Annotated in this window: 20 protein-coding genes and 1 tRNA gene; 5 read left to right on the top strand and 16 right to left on the bottom strand. The window is 68.1% G+C overall.

Annotated elements, in window-relative coordinates:
- Positions 1–75 precede the first annotated feature (75 nt).
- Positions 76–160 (bottom strand) — tRNA-Leu (locus KIT25_08530).
- A 92-nt stretch (positions 161–252) separates the two neighbouring features.
- Between KIT25_08530 and lipB the strand changes: the two genes are divergently transcribed.
- Positions 253–906, top strand: coding sequence for a lipoyl(octanoyl) transferase LipB (lipB, locus tag KIT25_08525; protein UYN96957.1), 654 nt, complete (start codon positions 253–255; stop codon positions 904–906).
- Here the strand turns inward: lipB and KIT25_08520 are convergent.
- The 8 genes from KIT25_08520 to KIT25_08485 form a co-directional block, all read right to left on the bottom strand.
- Entirely contained in the window at positions 884–1,165 is a 282-nt protein-coding gene (locus KIT25_08520) for an acylphosphatase (protein UYN96956.1), read from the bottom strand. The genes lipB and KIT25_08520 overlap by 23 nt on opposite strands.
- 4 nt (positions 1,166–1,169) lie before the next feature.
- Positions 1,170–3,191, bottom strand: coding sequence for an acetyl/propionyl/methylcrotonyl-CoA carboxylase subunit alpha (locus tag KIT25_08515; protein UYN96955.1), 2,022 nt, complete (start codon positions 3,189–3,191; stop codon positions 1,170–1,172).
- A 2-nt stretch (positions 3,192–3,193) separates the two neighbouring features.
- Entirely contained in the window at positions 3,194–3,388 is a 195-nt protein-coding gene (locus KIT25_08510) for a hypothetical protein (protein UYN96954.1), read from the bottom strand.
- 34 nt (positions 3,389–3,422) lie between these two features.
- Positions 3,423–4,955 carry an acyl-CoA carboxylase subunit beta gene (locus KIT25_08505; protein UYN96953.1) on the bottom strand — a complete coding sequence of 511 codons (1,533 nt, stop codon included), beginning with the start codon at positions 4,953–4,955 and terminating at the stop codon, positions 3,423–3,425.
- Between the two features lie 51 nt (positions 4,956–5,006).
- Positions 5,007–5,879, bottom strand: a complete 873-nt coding sequence (locus KIT25_08500; protein ID UYN96952.1) for a phosphonopyruvate hydrolase — start codon at positions 5,877–5,879, stop codon at positions 5,007–5,009.
- A 2-nt stretch (positions 5,880–5,881) separates the two neighbouring features.
- Positions 5,882–6,598 (bottom strand): ATPase, encoded by a 717-nt coding sequence (locus KIT25_08495; GenBank protein ID UYN96951.1) that lies wholly within the window; start codon positions 6,596–6,598, stop codon positions 5,882–5,884.
- A gap of 105 nt (positions 6,599–6,703) precedes the next feature.
- Positions 6,704–8,677 carry an AsmA family protein gene (locus tag KIT25_08490; protein UYN96950.1) on the bottom strand — a complete coding sequence of 658 codons (1,974 nt, stop codon included), beginning with the start codon at positions 8,675–8,677 and terminating at the stop codon, positions 6,704–6,706.
- 15 nt (positions 8,678–8,692) lie between these two features.
- Entirely contained in the window at positions 8,693–9,667 is a 975-nt protein-coding gene (locus KIT25_08485; GenBank protein UYN96949.1) for an RluA family pseudouridine synthase, read from the bottom strand.
- Between the two features lie 35 nt (positions 9,668–9,702).
- Here KIT25_08485 and KIT25_08480 point away from each other — a divergent pair, with 35 nt between their 5' ends.
- A complete protein-coding gene (locus KIT25_08480; protein UYN96948.1) occupies positions 9,703–10,620 on the top strand; it encodes a dienelactone hydrolase family protein in 918 nt (305 codons plus the stop codon).
- Positions 10,621–10,672: 52 nt separating this feature from the next.
- Here the strand turns inward: KIT25_08480 and KIT25_08475 are convergent, their stop codons facing one another.
- From KIT25_08475 to KIT25_08460, 4 genes are all read right to left on the bottom strand, one after another.
- A complete protein-coding gene (locus KIT25_08475; GenBank protein UYN96947.1) occupies positions 10,673–11,959 on the bottom strand; it encodes a replication-associated recombination protein A in 1,287 nt (428 codons plus the stop codon).
- 3 nt (positions 11,960–11,962) lie between these two features.
- A complete protein-coding gene (locus KIT25_08470; protein ID UYN97870.1) occupies positions 11,963–13,288 on the bottom strand; it encodes a Do family serine endopeptidase in 1,326 nt (441 codons plus the stop codon).
- Between the two features lie 127 nt (positions 13,289–13,415).
- On the bottom strand, positions 13,416–15,713 hold the full coding sequence (locus KIT25_08465; protein UYN96946.1) for an adenosylcobalamin-dependent ribonucleoside-diphosphate reductase: 2,298 nt from the start codon (positions 15,711–15,713) through the stop codon (positions 13,416–13,418).
- A gap of 32 nt (positions 15,714–15,745) precedes the next feature.
- The gene (locus tag KIT25_08460; GenBank protein ID UYN96945.1) at positions 15,746–16,474 is read right to left on the bottom strand and encodes a 1-acyl-sn-glycerol-3-phosphate acyltransferase; all 729 of its coding nucleotides are present in this window, start codon (positions 16,472–16,474) and stop codon (positions 15,746–15,748) included.
- A gap of 72 nt (positions 16,475–16,546) precedes the next feature.
- Here KIT25_08460 and KIT25_08455 point away from each other — a divergent pair, with 72 nt between their 5' ends.
- Positions 16,547–16,906: a zinc-ribbon domain-containing protein gene (locus KIT25_08455; GenBank protein UYN96944.1), complete on the top strand. Its 360-nt coding sequence runs from the start codon at positions 16,547–16,549 to the stop codon at positions 16,904–16,906.
- Positions 16,907–16,917: 11 nt separating this feature from the next.
- Positions 16,918–17,460: a hypoxanthine phosphoribosyltransferase gene (gene hpt / locus KIT25_08450; protein UYN96943.1), complete on the top strand. Its 543-nt coding sequence runs from the start codon at positions 16,918–16,920 to the stop codon at positions 17,458–17,460.
- 23 nt (positions 17,461–17,483) lie between these two features.
- On the opposite strand, the gene KIT25_08445 is transcribed toward hpt, so the two are convergent.
- The 3 genes from KIT25_08445 to argH are packed head-to-tail and all read right to left on the bottom strand — an operon-like array spanning position 17,484 to position 22,716.
- The gene (locus KIT25_08445; GenBank protein UYN96942.1) at positions 17,484–20,057 is read right to left on the bottom strand and encodes a TIGR02302 family protein; all 2,574 of its coding nucleotides are present in this window, start codon (positions 20,055–20,057) and stop codon (positions 17,484–17,486) included.
- A 20-nt stretch (positions 20,058–20,077) separates the two neighbouring features.
- Entirely contained in the window at positions 20,078–21,352 is a 1,275-nt protein-coding gene (gene lysA, locus KIT25_08440; protein ID UYN96941.1) for a diaminopimelate decarboxylase, read from the bottom strand.
- Positions 21,349–22,716: an argininosuccinate lyase gene (gene argH / locus KIT25_08435; protein UYN97869.1), complete on the bottom strand. Its 1,368-nt coding sequence runs from the start codon at positions 22,714–22,716 to the stop codon at positions 21,349–21,351. The genes lysA and argH overlap by 4 nt, the downstream gene beginning before the upstream one ends.
- Positions 22,717–22,806: 90 nt before the next feature.
- On the opposite strand from argH, the gene KIT25_08430 reads away from it, so the two are divergent.
- Positions 22,807–23,382 (top strand): TlpA family protein disulfide reductase, encoded by a 576-nt coding sequence (locus KIT25_08430; GenBank protein UYN96940.1) that lies wholly within the window; start codon positions 22,807–22,809, stop codon positions 23,380–23,382.
- The last annotated feature ends 11 nt before the right edge of the window (positions 23,383–23,393 follow it).

Below are 23,393 nucleotides of genomic sequence, written 5' to 3'. Positions count from 1 at the left end.
TCGTCCCCCCACAACAAAAAGGGCCGCCAATCGGCGGCTTTGCGCGTCACCTTTTCGATCGATATCCGGCGATGATGGTGCGGCCGAGAAGACTCGAACTTCCACGCCTCGCGGCACTAGCACCTCAAGCTAGCGCGTCTACCAATTCCGCCACGGCCGCGCCGGATTCGACGGGGCGGGGGATACCAAATACCCCCCCGAGTGGCAAGCAAGCCCATTGCACCCCGGCCCGGAAGCGCCGAATTTGCCGCAATGACCAAGCCCGAGTGGCGCATTTCCGAAGCCCCGGTCGACTATCCCGAGGCGCTGGCCGCGATGGAGGCGCGCGTTGCCGACATCCACGGCGGGCGCGCGCGCGAGATGGTGTGGCTGCTGGAGCATCCGCCGCTCTACACCGCCGGCACCAGCGCCAGACCGCAGGACCTGTTGCAGCCGATGCGCTTTCCCGTGCATGTCGCGGGACGCGGCGGGCAATACACCTATCACGGACCGGGCCAACGGGTGGCCTACGTCATGCTCGATCTGCGCGCCCGTCGGCAGGACGTACGACGCTACGTCTCCGACCTCGAGGAATGGGTGATCCGGGCGCTGGGCCGCTTCAACGTGAAGGGCGAGCGCCGCACCGACCGCGTGGGCGTCTGGGTCGCTCGGCCCGGCCGCGAGGACAAGATCGCCGCCATCGGCGTGCGCATCCGCCACTGGGTGTCGTTCCACGGCATCTCGATCAATGTCGAACCCGACCTCGGCCACTACGACGGCATCGTGCCCTGCGGAATCGCGGGCCATGGCGTGACGTCGCTGGTGGATCTCGGCCTGCCCGTCACCATGATGGATCTCGACGCAGCCCTGGCCGAGACCTTCGATGAAGTATTCGGAGCTCCGATCAAGCCGTCGGTCGCTGCGTGAAGCCTTCGGGCAGCACGTCGAGATCGAGCGGCTCCACGTCGACCGCGTCCACCCGGGCCGCCGGCGGGCCTCGCCGGCAGGCCTCGATCATGCGGCCCACGGCCGTGTCTTCGCCCACGACCAGCGCCTCGACAGAGCCGTCGCTGCGGTTGCGCACCCAGCCGCTCAAGCCGAGGCGCCGGGCCATCGCCATGGTCCAGTCGCGGTAGCCGACGCCCTGGACCCGGCCCGTGATCGTGAGTCGGGCCTGCAGCGCCATCGGATCAGGCGAACTCGATGATCTTCTGGTCGACGCGCAGGCTGTCGCCGGCCTTGGCGTGCAGGGTCTTCACCGTGCCGTCCTGGGTGGCGCGCAGCACATTCTCCATCTTCATCGCCTCGACCACCGCCAGCGCCTCGCCGGCCTTGACCTCCTGGCCCTCGCTCACCGCGATCGAGGCAAGCAATCCCGGCATCGGCGACAGCAGGAACTTCGACGTGTCGGCCGCCGTCTTGATCGGCATCAGCGCGTAGAGTTCGGCTTGCCGCGGCGTCAGCACCAGCGCCTCGGCCTGGCCTCCGGCGTGACTCAGCCTCCAGCCGGAGCCCGCGACATCGACCTGCACTGCGATCGCCTCGCCGTCGACCTTGGCATGAAGCAGGGAATCTCCAGGCGCCCAATCGGTCGCAATGGCAATGGCGCGCCCTCCGACCTCGACGGCGAACGCCGCGCCGTCGCGCCCCACGTTCAGGGCAATCGGTTCGCGGTTGAGCATGACGACCCGCCCGGCGCCGCCGGAACCGGTGCGATCGGCGACGGTCCGGTCGATGACGGCGGCAACCGCCGCCAGCACCGCCGGATCGCGCGGCGGCAGATGCGCCGCCGTGAAACCGCCCCTGAATTCCTCAGCGATGAAGTTGGTGGTGAGCTTGCCGGCCACGAAGCGCGGATGCGCCATCAGCGCCGCCAGGAACGGCACGTTGTGCGACACCCCGCGGACGTAGAACTCGTCGAGCGCGCGGCGCATGCGGCCGATCGCGGCGTTGCGCGTCTTGCCGTGGGTGCAGAGCTTGGCGATCATCGGGTCATAGAACATCGAGATCTCGCCGCCCTCGTAGACACCCGTGTCGACGCGCACGTCGTGCCCCGCCGGCGGCTGGCGGTACTTCACCAGGCGGCCGGTCGAGGGCAGGAAGTTGCGGAACGGATCCTCGGCATAGAGGCGCGCCTCGATCGCCCAGCCGTCGAGCCTCACGTCCTTCTGCTGGAACGGCAGCTTCTCGCCGGCGGCGACGCGGATCATCAGCTCGACCAGATCGAGGCCGGTGATCAGCTCGGTCACGGGATGCTCGACCTGCAGGCGGGTGTTCATCTCGAGGAAGTAGAACTTGCGATTCTTGTCGACGATGAACTCGACCGTGCCGGCGCTCTTGTATTTGACCGCCTTGGCGAGCGCGACCGCCTGCTCGCCCATGGCCTTGCGCGTCTTCGCATCGAGGAACGGGCTCGGCGCCTCCTCGATCACTTTCTGGTGGCGGCGCTGGATGGAGCACTCGCGCTCCCACAGATAGACGCAGTTGCCGTGGCCGTCGGCGATGAGCTGGATCTCGATGTGGCGCGGCTCCTCGACGTACTTCTCGATGAAGACCCGGTCGTCGGCGAACGACGCCCTCGCCTCGTTGCTCGCCGAGACGAAGCCCTCCCTGGTCTCGGCGTCGTTGTAGGCGATGCGCATGCCCTTGCCGCCGCCGCCGGCCGACGCCTTGATCATCACCGGATAGCCGATCCTGCCCGCGATCTTCACCGCCTCGTCCGGCCCGGAGATGGCCGCGAGATGGCCCGGCACGGTGTTGACGCCCGCCTTCTGCGCGAGCTTCTTGGATTCGATCTTGTCGCCCATGGCGTAGATCGCGTGGGCGTCGGGCCCGATGAAGGTGATTCCGGCCTTGGCGAGGGCCTTCTGGAAAGCCTCCTTCTCGGACAGGAAGCCGTAGCCCGGATGCACCGCCTGGGCGCCGGTCTTCCTGCAGGCGGCGACGATCTTGTCGATCAGGAGGTAGGATTGTGCGGCGGGCGGAGGACCGATGAAGACCTTCTCGTCGGCCTCGCGCACGTGCAGGGCGTCGGCGTCGGCCTCGGAGTAGACCGCCACGGTCCTGATGCCCATGCGGCGCGCCGTGCGGATGACGCGGCAGGCGATCTCGCCGCGATTGGCCACCAGGATCTTGTCGAAGGGCGGCCTGCCGTCGCGCGCCGCGGCTGCGGCCTTGCTCGATTTCCCCGCAACCTTTTTCTTGGCAGCCATCCTCACGATCCTTCTTTGTTGCGATCGAATAGGCCCATTGCCCAGGCCGTGTGGCCCGCGATCAGCGGCATCCAGGCGATCAGCACCCAAAGCCACCAGGGATAGCGGCGGCTGAACAGGGCGTTGACCGCGATCAGCACCAGCAGCGTGAACAGGGCGACGATGACGTGCTTGCGCACCGCCCTGCCCCGCCGCATGCGCTCCTCCGGCGACAGGCTCACAGCGGCCCCGTCACAGCGGAATGTTCCCGTGCTTGCGCCACGGGTTCTCGAGCCGCTTGGTCTCGAGCGTGGCGAGCGCCCTGCAAATCCGCCGCCGGGTGCCATGCGGCATGATCACGTCGTCGATGAAGCCGCGATTGGCGGCGACGAAGGGATTGGCGAACTTCTGGCGATATTCCTCGGTGCGCGCCGCGATCTTGCCGGAATCGCCGATATCGGAGCGGAAGATGATCTCGACCGCCCCCTTGGCGCCCATCACCGCGATCTCGGCGCCCGGCCAGGCGTAGTTCACGTCGCCGCGCAGGTGCTTGGAGGCCATGACGTCGTAGGCGCCGCCATAGGCCTTGCGGGTGATCACGGTGACTTTGGGCACCGTGGCTTCGGCATAGGCGTAGAGCAGCTTGGCGCCGTGCTTGATGATGGCGCCGTACTCCTGCGCCGTGCCCGGCAGGAAGCCCGGCACATCGACGAAGGTGACGATCGGGATGTTGAAGGCGTCGCAGAAGCGCACGAAGCGAGCGCCCTTGCGGCTGGAATCGATGTCGAGGCAGCCCGCCAGCACCATCGGCTGGTTGGCGACGAAGCCGACCGTCTTGCCGGCCATGCGCCCGAAGCCGACGACGATGTTGCCGGCGTATTCCGGCGACAGCTCGAAGAAGTCGCCCTCGTCGACGACCTTCAGGATCAGCTCCTTGATGTCGTAGGGCTTGTTGGGATTGTCCGGCACCAATGTGTCGAGCGACGGGTCGTCGCGATCGACCGGATCGTGGGTCGTCCGGACCGGCGCCTTCTCGCGGTTGCTGCTCGGGACGAAGCCGACGAAGCGGCGCAGCTGCAACAGCGCCTCGACGTCGTTCTCGAAGGCGAGGTCGGCGACACCCGACTTCTGCGTATGGGTGAGCGCGCCGCCCAGTTCCTCCTGCGTCACCGTCTCGTGCGTCACGGTCTTCACCACGTCGGGACCGGTGACGAACATGTAGGAACTGTCCTTCACCATGAAGATGAAGTCGGTCATGGCCGGCGAATAGACCGCGCCGCCGGCGCACGGCCCCATCACCATCGAGATCTGCGGGATCACGCCCGAGGCCAGCACGTTCCTCTGGAAGACGTCGGCGTAGCCCGCGAGCGAGTCGACGCCTTCCTGGATGCGCGCCCCGCCCGAGTCGTTGATGCCGAGCACCGGCGCACCGACCTTCATCGCCGTGTCCATGATCTTGCAGATCTTGGCGGCGTGCATGGCCGACAAGGCGCCGCCGAACACCGTGAAATCCTGGCTGAAGACATAGACCAGCCGGCCATCGACGGTGCCGTGCCCCGTCACCACGCCGTCGCCGGGAACCTTCTGGTTCTCCATGCCGAAATCGATCGAGCGGTGCTCGACGAACATGTCGTATTCCTCGAACGAACCGGGATCGAGCAGAACATCGATGCGTTCACGAGCCGTCAGCTTGCCCTTGGCGTGCTGCGCCTCGATGCGGCGCTCGCCGCCGCCCAGCCGCGCGCTGGCGCGCCGTCGTTCCAGCTCTTCCAACATCTTCTGCATTCAATGACTCCGGCTCACGAGGTCCGTTTTAGGGCCAGTTTGCGTCGCTTGTCAGCGCAGAAACCGCTTCTCGTCGGTCTTCACCCTGCCCATGCCCTGCAATTCGAACACGTCGTCGACCGTGGCGATGCTCGCCTCGACGCCGGCAATGCCGCCTTCCCGCCGGATCTGGGCGAAAGTCTTGCGCATGGCGCCGACCGACGCCCGGATCGCGTGGTTGCCCCAGATCAGGAGCCCGATCTTCCCGAGCGCCTTCACGCGCGCCACGTCCATCTGCGGATAGGCCGTCGGCACCAGGGCGATCGGCGCCTTGCCATCCCAGGCCCCGACGAAGGCCTCGATCTCGTCGGGCGTCTTCTGCTTGGAGTGCACCAGGATCAGATCGGCACCGGCCGCCTCGTAGGCGCGCGCGCGCTTCAGCGCCTCGTCCTGCCCGAGTCCGGCGATCAGCGCCTCGGTGCGCGCCACGATGACGAAGTCCTGGTTCCTACGCGCCGTGCGCGCCGCCTCGATCTTGCCCTGGAACTCCTCGATGCGGACCATCTCCTGCCGGCCGCCGGCGATCAGGCTGGTGACCTTGGGGAAACTCTTGTCCTCCATGACGATCGCCGCCGCGCCGGCGCGCTCGTACTGCTCGATCGCGTAGAGCACGTTAATGGCGTTGCCGAAGCCGGTGTCGATGTCGGCGACGACTGGCAGGCCGGAGCGATCGACCATGGCGCGCGTCATGTCGAGATGCTGGGTCATCGACACGATGCTGACGTCGGGCACGCCGTACATGGCGGAGAGCTCGAAGCCCGAGGCCCAGATGGCGTCGAAGCCGGCCTCGGCGACGAGCATGGCCGAGAGCGGACTGTGGGCCGCCATCGCCTCGACGAGGCCGTTCCTGGCGAGGATCTCGCGAAATTTCTTGCCGGCAGACATGATCACCCTTTCCGTCGCGCGTCCTCGAGCAGCGCGAGGAACCGCGCCGCTGCTTCGATGTCGTTCCTTATGCCGGTGCGGCGCTCGAGCGCCAGCGGATCGTCACCCCACCGCTCGATCTGGTACAGCTCGTCAAGCTGCGCGACGGCGAACGCAGTCTCCGCCGACAGACGGCCCTCGGCCACGGCCAGCGCGATCACCAGCGAGCCGCAGACATGCGTGAGATTGTAGAGCGCCGACAGCGCCAGATCGGAATGCCCGGCCACCGCCGCCGTCAAACGGCTCACGGAATCGGCGGATTGCGTCACGAAGCTCGTGCCGGCCGCAACGACCAGCGGCGCGCCATACCGGCGGGCAGCCCAGTCGAGCAGCGGCTGCCAGGCCTCGTGCTGGCGCTTCACCAGGCTTTCCGGGTCGGTCGCGCGGTAGCACAGAAGATCCGAACCGGCGTACTTGGCGGTATCGCCGATGACCGCCTCGCGCTGGGGCGTCACACGGTCCATGCCGGTCGTCGCAAGCCGGGTCAGGGCCAGGTGCGCCACCTTCACTTCGGCCTTGTCGGGAACGTTCCGCCATTCGGCCGCGATCGCTTCCGCAAGGCGGCGCGTGGGCAATATGAGTTCCGCCTTGGCGGGCGTTCGCATCGGCCTGTCGTCGAGCAGGACGCGAAAGCCGGACGGGCCACTGTCGATCGTCACATCCCTGTAGAAGCGCTTCATGCTAGACTGTGACTCTCCTGACCACGATGCGGAACCCGGCCGATCGCAACCGGAGCGCGCCGGCATTACACGTCGCGGCCGACAGCGGACAAGTCGCCGGCTCGATCATCGTGGCCGACGCGGCGCGTTGCGGGCAGGAGGCGCCGGCAGCTGGGCCCGCAGCCCCGGCCGCAGCGCCTCGACCTTGGGCGCCATCACCGCACAGGCATTGGCGCCGCTTTGGCGTCCCCCTTGGGCGAGGGCGGCAACGAGGCTCGGAACCACGCCACGCCCGATCAAGAGGCGGCCGACGTTGGGGTCGAGGCTGCCCGACGTCTGCTGGCCGGTTCCGCCCTTCAGCTGCAGCGGCACGGCAAGGGCGGCATTGCGGACGTCGCGCGCCTCCGGCACCAGGAGCATCTCCCATGTTTCGGCGCGCAGATGAACGTAGCCGCCGCCGACCCACGTCGCGCGTGGCGTGTCGACGACCAGCCGGCGCAGATTGGCGATACCGCCCGACACCTCGAAGCGACCGGCGAGGCAATTGAACGGAGCACCTCCCTCGCCCGGCACCAGTAGGCGCAACGTCTCCGTCGGCCACCGGGACAAGTCTCCTTCCGGCCAAACGCCCTTGGTGATGGCCATCTCGACCGTGCCGCTCGCCGTCGCCAGCGCATCCCCGACCGTCCGGCCCGCGCCGCGCAACCGCACGTCGAGATCGGCGACGGAGTCCTTCAGCCCGACATCGAGCCCGAGAAGACTCGCCAGGTCTTCGAGCGAAACGCGGCTCGCCGTGGCCGAGAGCGTCGACTGTCCGGTGCGGCCCGCGGGGTCGTAGACGAGATCGAATCCCGCCGATCCCTGCCCGATCGAGGCGGCGGCCCTGAAGGCGAAGCGCTTCTCGCCGGAAACCAGCGTGAGCGAGCCGTTCTGCACCTTGCCCGACAGGCCGACGATCTCGCCCACCCGCACGGTCAGGGAGAGCGTCGAGCGGCCCAACCACGTCACCGAGAACGGCGCCGACGGCACGAGGCGGCGTTGCGCCGGCGTCGGCGATTCCTCGCGGTGCCTGGCCTGGCCCGATCGCAGCCAGGCCATGTCGAGCTTGGGCGCGTCGACATTGATCGTGACATTGGGCACGCCTTGTCGATCGCTGCGGAACAGGGCCTCCCCGCTCATCTCGCTCTCGCCGACCTTGAGCGACAGCAGATCGACCTTGAAGTTGCCGCGCAGCGTCAGCGCCTTGGCGGTCAACGAATAGGGGCCACCGCTCGGCAGCGGCACCTCGATATACGGCCCGAAGGCGGCAATGTCCGAGCCTTCGGCGGTGACCTGAAGGTTCGTACCCTTGGCGCCGATGTTGCCCTTGACGTTGATCCGGCCGCCGTCGAAACCGCCCTGAAGATCGATGTTGCCCGGCTGTCCCCGCATCCAGCCGTCGAAGCTGCCGATGCTGCCGCTGAAATCGAACTGGGCACTCTTTGGCGCGCCGAGCCGCGCCTCGATCTGCAGGGCCTGGCTGGATGTGCCCGACTTCAGCGTCGCCTGCGCCACTTCCAGGGTCACCGGCGTGCGGCCGGGCCCCTGCAGGATGCTCAGCACCGAATCGCGCACCTCGATGGTGCCGATCCAGGGAAATGCCGGATCCGGGCGCAGACGAAGGGAACGGTTCTCCCGCGGATGAGGGCCCGAACCGTCCGGTGGCGGCAGCATCTCGAGGTTGCTGTCGCCCACGGCATTGCGCTCGACCTGGATGTCGGCGCCCTCCAGAAGCATTCGCCCGACCTTCACTTCCCCCAACAGCAGCGAGAAAAGATCGAGATGCATCGTCAGCCGCCGGACCCGCGCGAGTTCGGGCCGCGCCGCCCAGGAGGCATTGGTGAGCGTGACGCCCTCGGCAACCAGCGCCGGCTCGCGTCCGAGCTGGATCGACAACGGAACGCGCGTCGCGAGTTCGCGGCCGGTCGCCTTCCTGATCTGGTCGCTCAGCCGCGCCTGGTAGCGGGACAAATCACGCGTCGAACTCCAGGCGATGGCTGCTGTCACCACGACTGCACCCGTCGCGACGAGGATCATCAGCAATCGCCAGGAAATGCGCATCCCCCCCGTTCCCGATCAAGAACCGGTCGCCGACAGGCCGAGCGCCGTGACGGTCCGCGAGAAGTGCGTCGGCAGTTCGGCCTCGATCTCCAGCCGCCCGGTGCCCGAGGGATGCGGCAGCGACAGACGGCGGGCGTGGAGGTGGAGGCGGCGGGCGTCGGCAACGGCCGACAGCAGCGCCTCTTCGCCGCCATACTTGCGATCACCGAGGATGGGGCAGCCGATCTCGGCACAGTGGACGCGAAGCTGGTGCGTGCGGCCGGTGCGCGGCCAAAGGGCCAGCAATGCCGCGCGCTTGCCGGCACGGTCGAGCACGCGATAGCGGGTCAACGCTTTCAAGCCTTGCTCGTGGTCGACCTGCATCGTCTCGCGGTCGCGCGCACCCGGTCGCTTGGCGAGCGGCAGGTCGATGGTGCCTTCCACGCCCGGCGGCACGCCGACGACCACGGCCCAGTAGAGCTTTTCCGTCTCGCGGTCGCGAAAGGACTCGGCAAGGCGCTTCGCCGCCTGTGCCGTGCGCGCGATCAACAACAGGCCCGACGTGTCCTTGTCGAGACGATGGACGAGGCGCGGACGTTCCTCGCAGGCGAAACGCAGGGCGTCCAGCATGCCGTCGATGTGCCGCTCGGTGCCGCTGCCGCCCTGCACCGCGAGCCCTGGCGGCTTGTTGAGCGCGATGACCAGGTCGTCGCGATGCACGACGAGCCGTCGCATCTCCGCCGCGTCGCGATCCGACACGGCCGGTCGTGGCGGTGCGGGCTTCGCCGGGGCGGCGGTGACTCCGGGTGGCAGCCGCACGGCCTGGCCAGGCTCGACGCGATCGCCGGCGTCAGCCCGCCTGCCATCGAGGCGGACCTGGCCGGTGCGCAGGAGCTTCCGCAGCGCACCGTGACTCAAGGCCGGGTAGTGGCGATGGAACCAGCGGTCGAGCCGCAGCCCCGCCTCGTCATGCGAGACGGCCCGCGTTTGCACGCCCCCTTTGTCGCTCATGGTGCGCAACCTAGGCGACAAGCTAATGTCGGTCCATGGAATCGGTGTCGCTGGAAACGCTGACCTTCGACCACCCCGCCGCGCGTCGGCCGGCGCGCGTGTCCGCCACGCTCCATCTCCCACCTCTCGGTGCCGGTCCATTTGCATGCATGGTGATCCTGACCAGTAGTGCCGGCGTGCAACGGCATCGCGAGCACTTCTATGCACAGGCCCTCAACGATGGCGGCGTCGCCGCGCTGATCGTCGACAGCTTCACCGGCCGTGGCGTGCGCCGTACCGTCGCCGACCAGACGCTGGTGTCCGGCGCGCAGATGGAAGGCGATGCCTTCGCGGCACTCACCCGCCTGCGGGCCGATCCGCGCATCGACCCCGGCCGGATCGGCGTGATGGGTGTCAGCAAGGGCGGCGTGGCCACATTGAACACGGCCATCGCCGTGCGACAGAAGTGGCGTGGAGGCTTCGACCAGCTGTTCGACCTGCACGTCGCCATCTGTCCCGGCGCCACCGCACAGCACCGCGATGCGACCACCCACGGCCGACCGATTTTCTACATGCTGGCGGGTCGCGACGACTACACGCCGGCTCCTCTCGCCATCGAGTATGCCGGGCGCATGCGCACGACCGGCAACGACCGGATCAAGGTGAAGGTCTATTCCGGCGCCCATCACGGCTGGGAGTCGATCGGGCCGCTATTCGACATCAGGGATGCCGAGAACTGGTCGTGTTGCCGCAACTTCATCGAGGATGACGGCCGTCACTTCGTGGTGGCCGCCGGTCGCGCCATGAGCGAGCCGGAGTATCAGGCCTGGGCGCGTCTTCACTGCATCACGAGGGGCGCGCGGGCGGGTGGCGGCACGCCCGAGCTCAAGCGGCGCGCGACCGAGGACTTGCTTTCCTTCTTGAGGTCGCACGGATTTGCGCGGCGCGCGACCGTTGCAGTTCCACCTCGATAGATGCCGAGGAGGACGCGCCGTCAGCGGGATGGCAAAGCCGCGCCGCTGACTTTCAGCTCTTCCTGTCGCGCAGCTTCTTCCAGTAGTCGAGGCGCTTCAGGATCTCGCGCTCGAAGCCGCGCTCGACGGGCCGGTAGTACGCCTCGCGCGCCATGCCGTCGGGAAAGTAGTTCTGGCCGGAGAATCCCTCCTCCGTGTCGTGGTCGTAGGCATATCCCTTGCCGTAGCCGATGTCCTTCATCAGCCGGGTCGGCGCATTGAGGATGTGCATGGGTGGCGTCAGCGACCCGTGTTGCTTGGCCGATCGCTTGGCGGCACCGAACGCCGCGTAGCCCGCGTTCGACTTGGGCGCAGTGCCGAGATAGATCACCGCCTGCGCGATGGCGAGCTCGCCCTCGGGCGAGCCGAGGCGATCGTAGGTATCCCACGCCGCCAGCGTCTGCGTGAGCGCACTCGGGTCGGCCATGCCGACATCCTCGACGGCGAAGCGCACAAGGCGCCGCGCGATGTACTTGGGATCTTCCCCGCCGTCGAGCATGCGCGCGAACCAGTAAAGCGCCGCGTCGACGTCCGACCCGCGCAGCGACTTGTGCAGGGCGCTGATCAGGTTGTAGTGCGCCTCCTGCGTCTTGTCGTAGAGCGGCGCGCGCTTCTGCAGCAGCGTCGCCAGCCGTTCCGGCGGCACCGGCCCCTTCTCTCCGATCTGGGAGAGTTGCTCGGCGAGCGTGATGAGATACCGGCCGTCGCCGTCAGCCATGGCGAACAGCGCCTGCCGCCCCCGGCTGTCGACGGGAAGTGTCCTGGCCAGCGCCGCCTCGGCCCGCTCGAGCAGCGTCGCGAGCGCCACGTCGTCGAGCCGGCGCAGCACCAGCACCTGGCAGCGCGACAGTAGTGCGGCGTTCAGCTCGAACGACGGGTTCTCCGTCGTGGCACCGACCAGCGTGACGGTGCCGTCCTCGACATAGGGCAGGAAGCCGTCCTGCTGGGCGCGGTTGAAGCGGTGGATCTCGTCGACGAAGAGCAGCGTGCCCTTGCCGTCACGGCGGCGCTCGCGGGCGCCCTCGAAGATGCGGCGCAGGTCGGCGACACCGGAGAATACCGCCGACAGCGGCTCGAAATGGAGATCGGTGGCCTCGGCGAGCAGGCGGGCGATCGTGGTCTTTCCGCAGCCCGGCGGTCCCCACAGGATCAACGAGGAGAGTTTCTTCGCCGCCAGCATCCGGCCCAACGGCCCTTCCGGGCCGAGCAGATGGTCTTGGCCCAGGATGTCACCCAGCACCTTGGGCCGCAGCCGCTCGGCCAGCGGCGTGGGGGCGAGCGAGGCGAAAAGCTCGGCCACGGCTCAGCGGAACTGGATGGTCGAAACCAGGCCCTCGCGGCCGACACTGATGCTGGACACGCCCTCCGCGATCCTCGCCCTGAGATCAGTAACGCTGCGGACCTCGCGCTGGTTGATCGCCATCACCATGTCGACGGGACGCAGGAAACGCGCGGCATAGGAACCGGGCTGGACCTCGACCACGGCGACGCCGGGGCGCCATTCCGTGAGGCCCATCTCCTCGGCGACGGCCGGCGAGAGATTGACGACGGTGGCGCCCGACAGGGGCTGGCGTCCACCGAGCGTCGTACGCTCTCGCGGCGGATCCTCGGGCGGCGCCATCAAGGGGATCTGCAGGGTCAATTCCTTGCCGCCGCGGATGATGCGCAGGGGAACCGTGCCGCCGACAGTGAGCGTCGCCAGCCGGAAGCGCAGGCTCGCCTCGTCCTCGATCGGCTGGCCGCGCAGCGCCACGATCACGTCGTTGCGCTTCAATCCGGCGCGTTCGCCGGGGCCCTTGGCGAAGACCTCCTTGACGACGAGACCGACCGGCCGCGGCAGGCCGAGGCCCGCGGCAAGGTCGGCGGTGATGCGCTGCATGGAAATGCCGAGCCACGGCCGCACGATGCGGCCGCCGGCCTCGCCCGTGCTCACCATGCGCGCGACGATGTTCGACGGCGTGGCGAAGCCGATGCCGACCGAGCCGCCGGTCTGGGAAAAGATCGCGGTATTGATGCCGATCAGCCGGCCGTCGAGGCTCACCAGGGCGCCGCCGGAGTTGCCCGGGTTGATGGCGGCGTCGGATTGGATGAAGAAGCTCGAATCGTTGACGCCGCCGGCCGAGCGCGCGAGGGCGGAGACGATGCCGCTCGTCACGGTCTGGTTGAGTCCGAACGGATTGCCGATCGCCAGCACGATGTCGCCCACCTCGATCGAGTCCGAATCGCGCAACTCGAGAAACGGGAAATTCTCCCCGTTGGTGTCGATGCGCAGCAGCGCGAGGTCGTAGCGTTCGTCCTGGATCACCAGCTTGGCGTCGAACTCGCGCCGGTCGGCGAGCACGACCCTGATCTCGTCGGCACCCTTGACGACGTGGGCGTTGGTCACGATCAGACCGTCGGCCTTCACCAAAACGCCGGAGCCGAGGGAGTTGTGCAGGCGCCTCCCGTCCGGCGACATGTCGGGGAAAGGGAACGGCAGGCGGCGCTGCACGCGCGCCGTGGTCGCCGTGTAGATGTTGACCACGGCCGGAGACACCCGCTTCACCAGCGGGGCGAAACTATAGGCGAGGTCGGTCCGATCGTTCGGCAGGGGCTGGGCGAGCGCCGCCGGCAGGCCGGCCGCCGCCATAGTCGTGGCCACCGCCAAACCCACCGCAAGAACCAGCCGCCGACCCATAAGCTCCAACCTCCTGCCCCGGCCCGATGTGCGGCCCCGCCCGCCCTAAATCAAGGGCCGAATTGGCGCGCCCAGCCGGTCAGCCGCAGCGAGAGTAGCCGCAGTTGAGGCAGATATCGCAGCCTTCCTGGTGGGTGAGCGTGGCGGCGCCGCAATTGGGGCACTGGCCGAGCGACGACGCCGGCGCCCCGTTGCCGGGCGCGACCGGTTCGCGGTGTCCCGCCGCGAGGCGCAGGCGCTGCTCGCCCAGGTCCGACGGCCGGGGCGTCTCGGTCGGCGCGAGGAAGCCGATTTCGATCAGGTGGCGCTCGATCACCCCGCCGATCGCCGCCAGCAGCGACGGCACGTAGCGGCCCTCCATCCACTGGCCGCCGCGCGGGTCGAACACCGCCTTCAGCTCCTCGACGACGAACGAGACGTCGCCGCCGCGGCGGAATACCGCCGAGATCATGCGCGTCAGCGCCACCGTCCAGGCGTAGTGCTCCATGTTCTTGGAGTTGATGAAGATCTCGAACGGCCGGCGGCGGCCGTCCTGGATGACGTCGTTGACAGTGATGTAGATGGCGTGGTCGCTGCCCGGCCATTTGATCTTGTATGTCTTGCCGGGCAGATCCTCCGGTCGGTCGAGCGGCTGGGCGATGTAGACGACCGTATCCTTGCGCATCGGCTCGACGACGGCAGGAAGGCTGGACCTGACCTCCAGCACCGCGCCCGTCACCTCGTTCGGACGGTAGGTCGTGCAGCCCTTGCAGCCGGTAGCGTAGGCCTCCTCGTAGACGTGCTTGAAGTCCTCGAACGAGATGTCCTTCGGCAGGTTGATGGTCTTGGAGATCGAGCTGTCGACGAATTCCTGCGCCGCCGCCTGCATGGCGAGGTGATCGGCGGGCGCCAGCGTCTGGGCATCGACGAAGACGTCGGTCGGCGGCTCGACATTGCCCTTGAGCTTGCGCCACAGGCGGAAGGCATGATCCTCGACCGCCTCCTCGCGGCGCGTGCCGTCGGGCTGCAGCACGTGGCGGACATGGCTGAAGGCGAACACCGGCTCGATGCCCGAGGAGACGTTGTCGGCGAGCAGCGAGATCGTCCCGGTCGGCGCGATCGAATTGAGCAGCGCGTTGCGGATGCCATAGCGCCCGATCGCTTCGCGCACGTCGACCGGCAGGCCCTTCACCGTGTCGCCGGCGAGATAGCGCGCACGATCGTAGAGCGGGAAGCTGCCCTTTTCGGCAGCGATGTCGGCCGAGGCGAGATAGGAGAAGCGCTGGACCGCGGCCAGCCATTCGCGCGCCAGCTCGACGGCCTGCGGCGAGCCATACCTCACGCCACAGAAGATCAGGGCGTCGGCGAGGCCCGTGACGCCGAGCCCGATGCGGCGCTTGGCCTTGGCTTCGCGCTCCTGCTGCGGCAGCGGGAAGCGCGACACGTCGATCACGTTGTCGAGCATGCGCACGGCGAGCGGCACCAGCCGCTCCAGTGCCTCCATGTCGAGGCGTGCATTGGGGCCGAACGGATCGTTGACCAACGCGCCGAGATTGATCGAGCCCAGCAGGCAGGCGCCGTAGGGCGGCAACGGCTGCTCACCGCACGGGTTCGTCGCCTGGATGGTCTCGCAATAATGCAGGTTGTTCCGCTTGTTCACGCGGTCGATGAAGATCACGCCCGGCTCGGCATATTCGTAGGTCGCCCGCATGATGCGATCCCACAGCGCCCGCGCCTTGATGGTCTTGTAGACCTTGCCGCCGAACACGAGGTCCCAGTCGGCATCTTCCGCGACCGCCCTCATGAAGGCGTCGGTGACCAGCACCGAGACGTTGAACATGCGCAACCGCTTGGCGTCGCGCTTGGCATCGACGAAGGCCTCGATGTCGGGATGATCGCAGCGCAAGGTCGCCATCATGGCGCCGCGGCGGGACCCCGCGCTCATGATGGTGCGACACATCGAGTCCCACACATCCATGAAGGAGAGCGGCCCCGAGGCATCGGCGCCGACGCCGCGCACCGGCGCGCCGGCAGGCCGCAAGGTCGAGAAATCGTGCCCGATGCCGCCGCCCTGCTGCATGGTCAGCGCCGCCTCGCGCACGTTCTCGAAGATGCCCGACATGTCGTCGGGGATCGTGCCCATGACGAAGCAATTGAAGAGCGTGACCGTGCGGCCGGTGCCGGCGCCGGCGATCACCCGTCCGGCCGGCAGGAACTTGAAATCCGACAGGGCCTCATGGAACCGCGCCGCCCAGACAGCCGGCTCGCGCTCGGGCGCCGCCAAAGCCCGTGCCACCCGCCACCAGGTCGCGTCGATGTCGGCATCCGCGTCCCCCGAGGGATCGCGGAAGCGATACTTCATGTCCCAAATGCGCTGGGAAATAGGGGCCCAATCCATGATCTCACCCTAGCACTATCAACAGGATTGTTCTAGCTTCGTTCCCCAGCGACCAGGCGCGCCGTGCCTGTCTCGATGCGCTCGCGCAGCGCGGCCATGAACGTCTCGCGCGCCAATCCGGGCGCTATGGGCGGCAGGATTTCCACTTCGATGAGGCCCGGCCGCTTCACGAACCGCCGGCGTCCCCAGAACACGCCTGAGTTCAGCGCCACCGGCACGACCGCCACGCCGAGTTGCCGGTAGAGCGCCGCGACGCCGACCTGGTACGGCCGCTCGGCACCCACGGCGACACGGGTGCCCTCCGGGAAGATCACGATCGAGCGGCCCTCGGCGATCGTCCGGCGGGCCTGGCGCAGCAGGCTGCGCAACGCTGCCGCTCCTTCGCCGCGCGCCACGGCGATGTTGCCGGCACGCGCCATCGCCCAGCCGACGATGGGGATGAACAGCAGTTCGCGCTTGAGCACGATGGCGCTGCCGGGAAAGAGCAGGGTGAAGGAAAGTGTCTCCCAGGACGACTGATGCTTGGCGGCGATGATCACCGGTCCGCCGGGCAGATGCTCGAGGCCACTCACGCGATGGGTCAGGCCGACCGTGACCTCGAGCCACCACAGACAGAAGCGAATCCAGAATCGCGCCCAGGCCCGAACGGCGGCGCGCGGCAGCAGCAGGATGGGGGCGCCGAGCACGGCGATCGTCGCCGTGCCCGCGTACCAACCGACATTGAACAGCAGCGAACGCAGCCAGAGGGTCGGGCCAGTCATGCTTGTAACCCCAGTTTTAGAGGCATAATGTCGGACGGCAAGCACATCTAGTGGCGAAACCCTCCGCCCCTCATGCAAGTCACCTGTCCCAGCTGTCGCGCCCGATACGCTGTCGATCCCCTGGCGATCGGCCCGTCGGGACGGACCGTTCAGTGCGCACGATGCGGACATCGCTGGATCGAGGTTGTGACCGTGCGCCCCGAGGCGCCCAAGAGCGCGGCGGTGCCGGACATGATCATCCGGCCGTCCGATCGACCTCCTTCCCTTCCCGCGCTGATCAGGCCCAAGACGAACAGGGTCTGGGTCAAGGTCGCGATCGGGGCGGCCGTCGCGTTCGTGCTCCTGATCGCCGGGCTGGTCGTGTTTGGCGACGACCTGGCTGCCCAGCTACCCGGCTCGCTGCGTTCTCTTCTGCAACTCGCCGCCATCTGACGGGGAGCATCATGCCCGACCGGCCCAAAGTCTCCATTCGCTTCTCGGCCGCCGAGATCGCCATGCGGGTCGACGAGATGGCGAAGGAGCTGGCGGCAAAACTGCCCGCGGACACACTCGTGGTCTCCGTGCTCAAGGGCAGCTTCGTGTTCGCCGCCGACCTGATCCGGGCGCTGAGCCATGCCGGCGCCGACTGGTCGATGGACTTCCTGACGCTGTCGAGCTACGGCACCGCCACCCAGACATCGGGCAGCGTCAAGGTGGTGCGCGACATCGTCGACGACGTGCGCGGCCGCGACGTGCTGCTGGTCGACGACATCCTCGAATCGGGTCTCACGCTGGGGTTCGCCAAGAACTTCCTCAAGGAGCGCGGCGCCAACCGGGTGTGGGTCTGCACGCTGCTCGACAAGCCGGGAAAACGCCGCGCCGAGCTGGAGGCCGATTTCGTCGGCTTCCGCTGCGGCGACGAATTCCTGGTCGGCTACGGCCTCGACTGGGCGCACCGCTTCCGCGGCCTGCCCTATATCGGGGTCGTGGAGAAGTCCGCGGGCTAGATGTGGGGTAGCGGACCAGCCGGTCAGTAAGTCTTGAGCAGCCGGTCGATGTAGTCGAGTTCGTCCTTGGGACGCATCTGCTCGCCGGCGCGGCGACGCAGTTCATCGAGGATTTCCCGGCTGCGCTGCCGCTCGAGCTCGAGCGGCACCTTGTCGACGCCGGTATCGACCGAGTCGCCGAAATTGCCGTCCGAACGACCGAGCGGGTCGCGTTCCTCGCTGCGCCGCTCGCGCTCCTCGATCTCGGCGATATCCTGGCCGTTGCCGGGGCCGCGCTGACGCATCTGCTCGGCGAGATCGCCCATGCCCTGCTGGAGATTGTCGAGCGCGCGGCGCTGGGCGCGGGCGGCGTCGCGCGCATCGCCGCGCCGCAGCGCCTCCTCAGCCTCGCGCATGGAACGTTCCGCGCGCCCCAGCGACTCGGGCATGCCCATGCCGTTCTCGTCGAGCCTGCGCATGAAATCGCCGAGCTGGCCGCGCAGGCCCTCCTGCTGGCTGCCCTGGTTGTCGCCCCACTGACCGTCGCCCGGCTGCTGGCCCTGCTGCCCCTGTTGGCCTTGCTGCCCTTGCTGCCCTTGTTGACCCTGCTGGCCTTGCTGGCCGCGCTGACCGCGTTGCTGCTGCTGGCGCCCCTGCCGCTCGGATTCGCCCAGCAGCTGGTTCTGGCGCCGCGACAGCCGGTCGAGCTGGTTCATCATCTCGCGGCCCTGCTGGTTGCCCTGGCCCTGCTGGCCCTGCTGCTGGCCCTGGCGGCGCTGCTGATTGGGGTTCGCCATCATCGGCGTGGCGTTCTCCATCATCTTGCGCAGCTCCTCGAGCAGGCGCTTGGCCTCCTCGCGGCGGCCCTCCCGCGCCATCTCGCGGATCTTGTCCAGCATCTTCTGCAGGTCATCGGAGGTCATGGTGTTGTTGGGATCCATCTTCTCCGCCTGCTCCTGCATGCGGCGACGTTCCTCCGGATCCTGCATGCGCTCCGCCAGCTCCTTCTGCCAGCGGTTCATGGCGTCGTAGAGCTGCTGGATCAGCCGCTCGATCTCCTCGTCGCCGGCCTGGCGCTGGATGGCGTCGCGCAATTCCTGCCGCGCCTGCTCGAGCTGGCGCTCGGCATCGGACAGGGTGCCCGACTCGAGACGCATGGCGAGATCCCACAGCAGCTTCTGGCTCTCGACGATGGTCGGCTTGTCGCCGCTCTGGGCGAGGCGCGCCGCGCCCAGCCTCAGCCCGAGTTGCACCACCGGATCGTCGCGGTAGCTCTCCGGGCGGGCCTGGATCATGCGCATGCCGTCGACGACGTCGAGGCGCTGCGATTTGGGGTCGCGCGTCAGCGCCTTGCGCAGGACGATCAGGGCGCGCGCCGTGGCGTCGTTGAACACGCGCTCGGGCAGCAGGAACGTCTCGACCGCACTACGGCCCTTCTGGCCCAGCGCGTCGGTGGCGAACAGCATCACCGTGACCTTGAGGCCGGCCCACGGCGAGCTGGTGAGATCGCGCACGAACGTGTCGGCGACCTTCTTGGCGTTGCCCGCGACCGGCAGGTCGACGCGCATCACCTCCGGTTCCTCGTCGTCGCTCAGCATGTCGGCGCCGAGCACCGACCCATGCAGGCGGATCTGCAACTGCACGCCGGTGATGCCGAAATCGTCGCCGGCGATGTACTCGATCTTGGTCGACCACTTGTCGACCGCGATCGGCCGGGCGAACTCGATGGTGGGGGCGAGGTCGGGAATGACATGGAGCTTCCACCTGGCTTGGGCGTCGCCCCGCGCCTGCAGCGTGATCTGCGTGCCCTGGTCGATCACCCGCTCGATCTGGAACTTGCCCTTGCCGACGGTGGCGAACTCGCTCTCCTGGCCGTCGATCACCAGCTTGGGCGGATGGCGGCCGCGCACGTCGTCGACGAAGCCCGCGAGCTTGCTGCCGACCGGCACGCGCAGCAGCTTGTCGGGGTCGGCCATGTCGAGATAGATCGGCGCCTTTCCGGTGTAGGCCGGCGGCGCGATCCAGAGATTGGCGACCACCGGCGGCGGCGGCGGAAAAGCGGGCGTGAAGGCTGCCGCCATGCGATCGTTGCGCCAGCCGCCGGCGATCGCGACGGCGACGACGAGCGCCAGCAACGGCAGGAAGCGCAGCGCCCAGGTATCGAGCACGGCGAGGCCGGGATGCGCCGGACCATTGGTGAGTGCCGCCAGCCGCGCCGCCTCGCGTCGGCGATGGGCCTCCCACAGGGCCGACGCCATGGCGTCGCCTTCGCCCGCCGCCATGGTGTCCTGCACGGCGACGAGCGGCCGATGGGGAACGCCCGAATCCTTTTCGAGGCGCCGCACCGCCTCCTCGCGGCTTGGCGATACGAAGCCGCGCAGCTGCCACCAGGCGAGCGCCACGAAGGTGACGGCCAACGTGCCGAGCAAGCCGCTATGCACCCAGGGATCGAGACCGGCGAAGAGGTCGAGATGCGCCGCCGCGACGAACAGGGCCGCAAAGGACAGCAGCGGCGTCGATCGCGGCCACAGCCGCTCCCAAGCCAGCGCCATCCACGCCAAGCCGATCTTGCGCTCCAGTCCCGGGGCTCCGATCGTCGTGGTTTGGCTGAGCGCCATCGACTTCCTTTCGCTGCTCGCTACTTCCTCGCGGATTCCATCCACGGCGGAAACCGCTCGGCCGAGATCATCTCCTCGATCGACGGTCGTGGCCTCGTGACCGCAAATCGCGTGCCATCGACCATGACCTCCGGCGCCAGGGGCCGGCTATTGTAGGTCGACGCCATGACCGCACCATATGCGCCCGCCGAGCGTACCATGATGAGGTCGCCGGCAGCCAGCGGGGCCAAATCACGGTTTTGTGCCAGATAGTCGCCGGACTCACAGATCGGTCCGACAATGTCGCAACGGATTTTGGCGGCATTCTGGCGGGGTTCCCGGACCGGCACGACGTCGTGCCAGGCCTCGTACAGGGTCGGCCGGATCAGGTCGTTCATCGCCGCGTCGACGACGACGAAGGTCTTGGAGACACCGGGCTTCACCAGGATCACTTCGCTCACCAGCACGCCCGCCTCGCCGACCAGCCGGCGGCCGGGCTCGAAGGTCAACTCGCAGCCCAGGCCCTCGGTTTCCTTGATCACGACCTCGAGGAACGAGGAAATCGAGGGCGGCTGCTCGTCGGCGTAGACGATCCCCAGCCCGCCGCCGATGTCGAAGCGCTCGACGCGATGGCCGTCGGCGCGCAACTGGCCGACCAGCTCGCGGACCCGCGCGATAGCCGCCCGGTACGGCTCCAGGCTGGTGAGCTGCGAGCCGATATGCATCGCCACCCCGACCACCCGCAGGTTGGGCAGGCGCCCGGCGAGGGCATAGGCCTCGCGGGCGAGGTCGATGTCGATGCCGAACTTGTTCTCCTTGCGCCCCGTGGTGATCTTGGCGTGGGTCCTGGCGTCGACGTCGGGATTGACGCGGAGGGTGATGGACGCCGTCACACCGAGCTGGCCCGCCACGGCATTGAGCGTCTCGAGCTCGGCCGAGCTCTCGACGTTGATCTGGCCGACGCCCGCCTCGAGCGCGGCGGCGAGTTCCGACGGCTTCTTGCCGACGCCGGAGTAGATGATCCGCCCGGCCGGGATGCCGGCGGCCAGCGCGCGCCGCATCTCACCCACCGAGACGATGTCCGCGCCCGCGCCGAGATCGCCGAACAGCTTGATGACGGCGAGGTTGCTGTTGGCCTTGAGCGCATAGCAGACCGAGGCGTTCACGCCCTTGATACCGTCGGCGAACTCCTGCCAGGCGGCGCGCAGAGCCTGGGCCGAATAGCAGTAGAACGGCGTGCCCACTTGCGCCGCGATGGCCTTGAGCGCCACGCCCTCGGCGTGCATCTCGCCGTTCCTGTAAGCGAAGGAATTCATAGAAATCGCTTCCGTGCTTGCTTGGCGGCGCGCGCGACGTTGGCGGGCGCGGTGCCGCCGAAGCTCTTGCGCGCCTTCACCGACGCTTCGACCGTGAGCACCTTGTAGACGGCCCTCGTGATGCGCGGCTCGACTGCCCGCATCTCGGCGAGCGACAGTGCTTCCAGGTCAACATCCTTCGCCGCCGCCTTGCCGACCAGCACGCCGGTGACGTGATGGGCCTGGCGGAACGGCAGGCCGACCTCGCGCACCAGCCAGTCGGCGAGATCGGTCGCAACCGAATAGTCGGCCGAGGCGACGGCGCGCATGCGCTCCGGATTGGCCTTGAGGTCGCGCACCATGCCGGCCATGGCGGCGATGCCGAGCTCGAGCGAGTCGGTTGCGTCGAACAGCGGCTCCTTATCCTCCTGCATGTCCTTCTGGTAGGTGAGCGGCAGGCCCTTGAGGATGGTGCAGAGCGCCACGAACGCGCCCATGATCCGGCCGACCTTGGCGCGCGTCAGCTCGGCGGCGTCGGGGTTGCGCTTCTGCGGCATGATCGAGCTGCCCGTCGTGAAGGCGTCCGACAACGAAACGAAGCGGAACGGCGCGGAACACCAGATCACGATCTCCTCGGCCAGCCGCGACAGATGCACGGCGCAGAGCGCCGCCGCGCCCAGGAACTCCACGACATAGTCGCGGTCGGAGACGGCATCGAGCGAGTTGGCCATCGGCCGGTCGAACCCGAGGCTTCTCGCCGTCCTCACCCGGTCGATGGGATGGGGCGTGCCGGCCAGCGCGGCCGCGCCGAGCGGCGATTCGTTGAGGCGGCGCCGGCAATCGGCGAGCCGCGAGCGGTCGCGGCCGAACATCTCGACATAGGCCAGCAGGTGATGGCCGAACGTGATGGGCTGCGCCGTCTGCAGATGGGTGAAGCCCGGCATGATGGTAGCGGCATGCTGCTCGGCGCGCTCGATCAGCGCAGCCTGCAGGTCGGCCAGCATCGGCTCGAAGCGGTCGATCGTGTCGCGCACCCACAGCCGAACGTCGAGCGCCACCTGGTCGTTGCGCGAGCGCGCGGTGTGCAGTCGTCCGCCGGCCGGACCGATCAGCTCGGTGAGCCGCGCCTCGACGTTGAAATGGATGTCCTCGAGCCTGGTCGAGAACCTGAACTTGCCGCTCTCGATCTCGGCCTGCACCTGCTGCAGGCCGCGCCGGATGGCGCGACCGTCGCCCGCCGTCAGGATGCCCTGCGCGACCAGCATCTCGGCATGCGCCAACGAGCCCGCGATGTCCTGGGCATAGAGCCGCCGGTCGAAGCCGATGGAGGCGTTGATCTTCTCCATGATCTCGGACGGACCGAGCGCGTAGCGCCCGCCCCACATCGTATTGGGATTGGCCTTGCGACCCCCTCGCCCTTTCGCGCTCTTCCGTGCCATGAATAGAAGCCAATCATCCTGATAGGAACGCGGCTTATGGCACATCCCGTCCCGAATTTCCTCATCGGCCGCCGCGCGCTGCTGGCCGGCGCATCGGCTTTTTTTGCCGCCCCGGCATTAGCCGACCTAGGGCCCAGGCTGTTCACCGGCACGGTCGCGAAGTTCGATCGCGCCAAGGCGGGCAAGCCGCTTCCCACGCTCGAGTTCCTCGACGCCCAAGACAGGCCAGCGCTGTTCTCCGACTTCAAGGACCGCGTGCTACTGGTGAACTTCTGGGCGACCTGGTGCGCGCCCTGTGTCAAGGAGATGCCGAGCCTCGACCGACTGCAGGGCCTCGTCGGCAAGGACAAGCTGATCGTCCTGCCGCTGTCGCTCGACGGTCCGTCGCGCGACAAGGTCGTGCCCTTCTACGAGCAGCAGGCGCTGATCAATCTCGGCATCTTCTTCGACAAGGGCCGCAAGATCATGCAGGCGACCGGCACGACCGTGCTGCCGACCACCATCCTCGCCGACCGGCAGGGTCGCGAGCTCGGCCGCCTCGAGGGCGAAGCCGACTGGGACCAGCCCGAAGCGGTGGCGTTGATCAACGCGGCGGTGGGAACGAGCGGCTGACCCTCCTGCGC

It is taken from the genome of Enhydrobacter sp., assembly GCA_025808875.1.
In the GTDB taxonomy this organism is placed as follows: Bacteria; Pseudomonadota; Alphaproteobacteria; order Reyranellales; family Reyranellaceae; genus Reyranella.
This window is presented reverse-complemented; position numbering and strand designations above follow the sequence as displayed.

Excerpts from the sequence above, each read along its gene's own strand:
- lipB (UYN96957.1), top strand. The coding sequence starts at position 253 with ATGACCAAGCCCGAGTGGCGCATTTCCGAAGCCCCGGTCGACTATCCC.
- KIT25_08520 (UYN96956.1), bottom strand. The coding sequence starts at position 1,165 with ATGGCGCTGCAGGCCCGACTCACGATCACGGGCCGGGTCCAGGGCGTC.
- KIT25_08515 (UYN96955.1), bottom strand. The coding sequence starts at position 3,191 with ATGGCTGCCAAGAAAAAGGTTGCGGGGAAATCGAGCAAGGCCGCAGCC.
- KIT25_08510 (UYN96954.1), bottom strand. The coding sequence starts at position 3,388 with ATGCGGCGGGGCAGGGCGGTGCGCAAGCACGTCATCGTCGCCCTGTTC.
- KIT25_08505 (UYN96953.1), bottom strand. The coding sequence starts at position 4,955 with ATGCAGAAGATGTTGGAAGAGCTGGAACGACGGCGCGCCAGCGCGCGG.
- KIT25_08500 (UYN96952.1), bottom strand. The coding sequence starts at position 5,879 with ATGTCTGCCGGCAAGAAATTTCGCGAGATCCTCGCCAGGAACGGCCTC.
- KIT25_08495 (UYN96951.1), bottom strand. The coding sequence starts at position 6,598 with ATGAAGCGCTTCTACAGGGATGTGACGATCGACAGTGGCCCGTCCGGC.
- KIT25_08490 (UYN96950.1), bottom strand. The coding sequence starts at position 8,677 with ATGCGCATTTCCTGGCGATTGCTGATGATCCTCGTCGCGACGGGTGCA.
- KIT25_08485 (UYN96949.1), bottom strand. The coding sequence starts at position 9,667 with ATGAGCGACAAAGGGGGCGTGCAAACGCGGGCCGTCTCGCATGACGAG.
- KIT25_08480 (UYN96948.1), top strand. The coding sequence starts at position 9,703 with ATGGAATCGGTGTCGCTGGAAACGCTGACCTTCGACCACCCCGCCGCG.
- KIT25_08470 (UYN97870.1), bottom strand. The coding sequence starts at position 13,288 with ATGGCGGCGGCCGGCCTGCCGGCGGCGCTCGCCCAGCCCCTGCCGAAC.
- KIT25_08465 (UYN96946.1), bottom strand. The coding sequence starts at position 15,713 with ATGGATTGGGCCCCTATTTCCCAGCGCATTTGGGACATGAAGTATCGC.
- KIT25_08460 (UYN96945.1), bottom strand. The coding sequence starts at position 16,474 with ATGACTGGCCCGACCCTCTGGCTGCGTTCGCTGCTGTTCAATGTCGGT.
- KIT25_08455 (UYN96944.1), top strand. The coding sequence starts at position 16,547 with ATGCAAGTCACCTGTCCCAGCTGTCGCGCCCGATACGCTGTCGATCCC.
- hpt (UYN96943.1), top strand. The coding sequence starts at position 16,918 with ATGCCCGACCGGCCCAAAGTCTCCATTCGCTTCTCGGCCGCCGAGATC.
- KIT25_08445 (UYN96942.1), bottom strand. The coding sequence starts at position 20,057 with ATGGCGCTCAGCCAAACCACGACGATCGGAGCCCCGGGACTGGAGCGC.
- lysA (UYN96941.1), bottom strand. The coding sequence starts at position 21,352 with ATGAATTCCTTCGCTTACAGGAACGGCGAGATGCACGCCGAGGGCGTG.
- argH (UYN97869.1), bottom strand. The coding sequence starts at position 22,716 with ATGTGGGGCGGGCGCTACGCGCTCGGTCCGTCCGAGATCATGGAGAAG.
- KIT25_08430 (UYN96940.1), top strand. The coding sequence starts at position 22,807 with ATGGCACATCCCGTCCCGAATTTCCTCATCGGCCGCCGCGCGCTGCTG.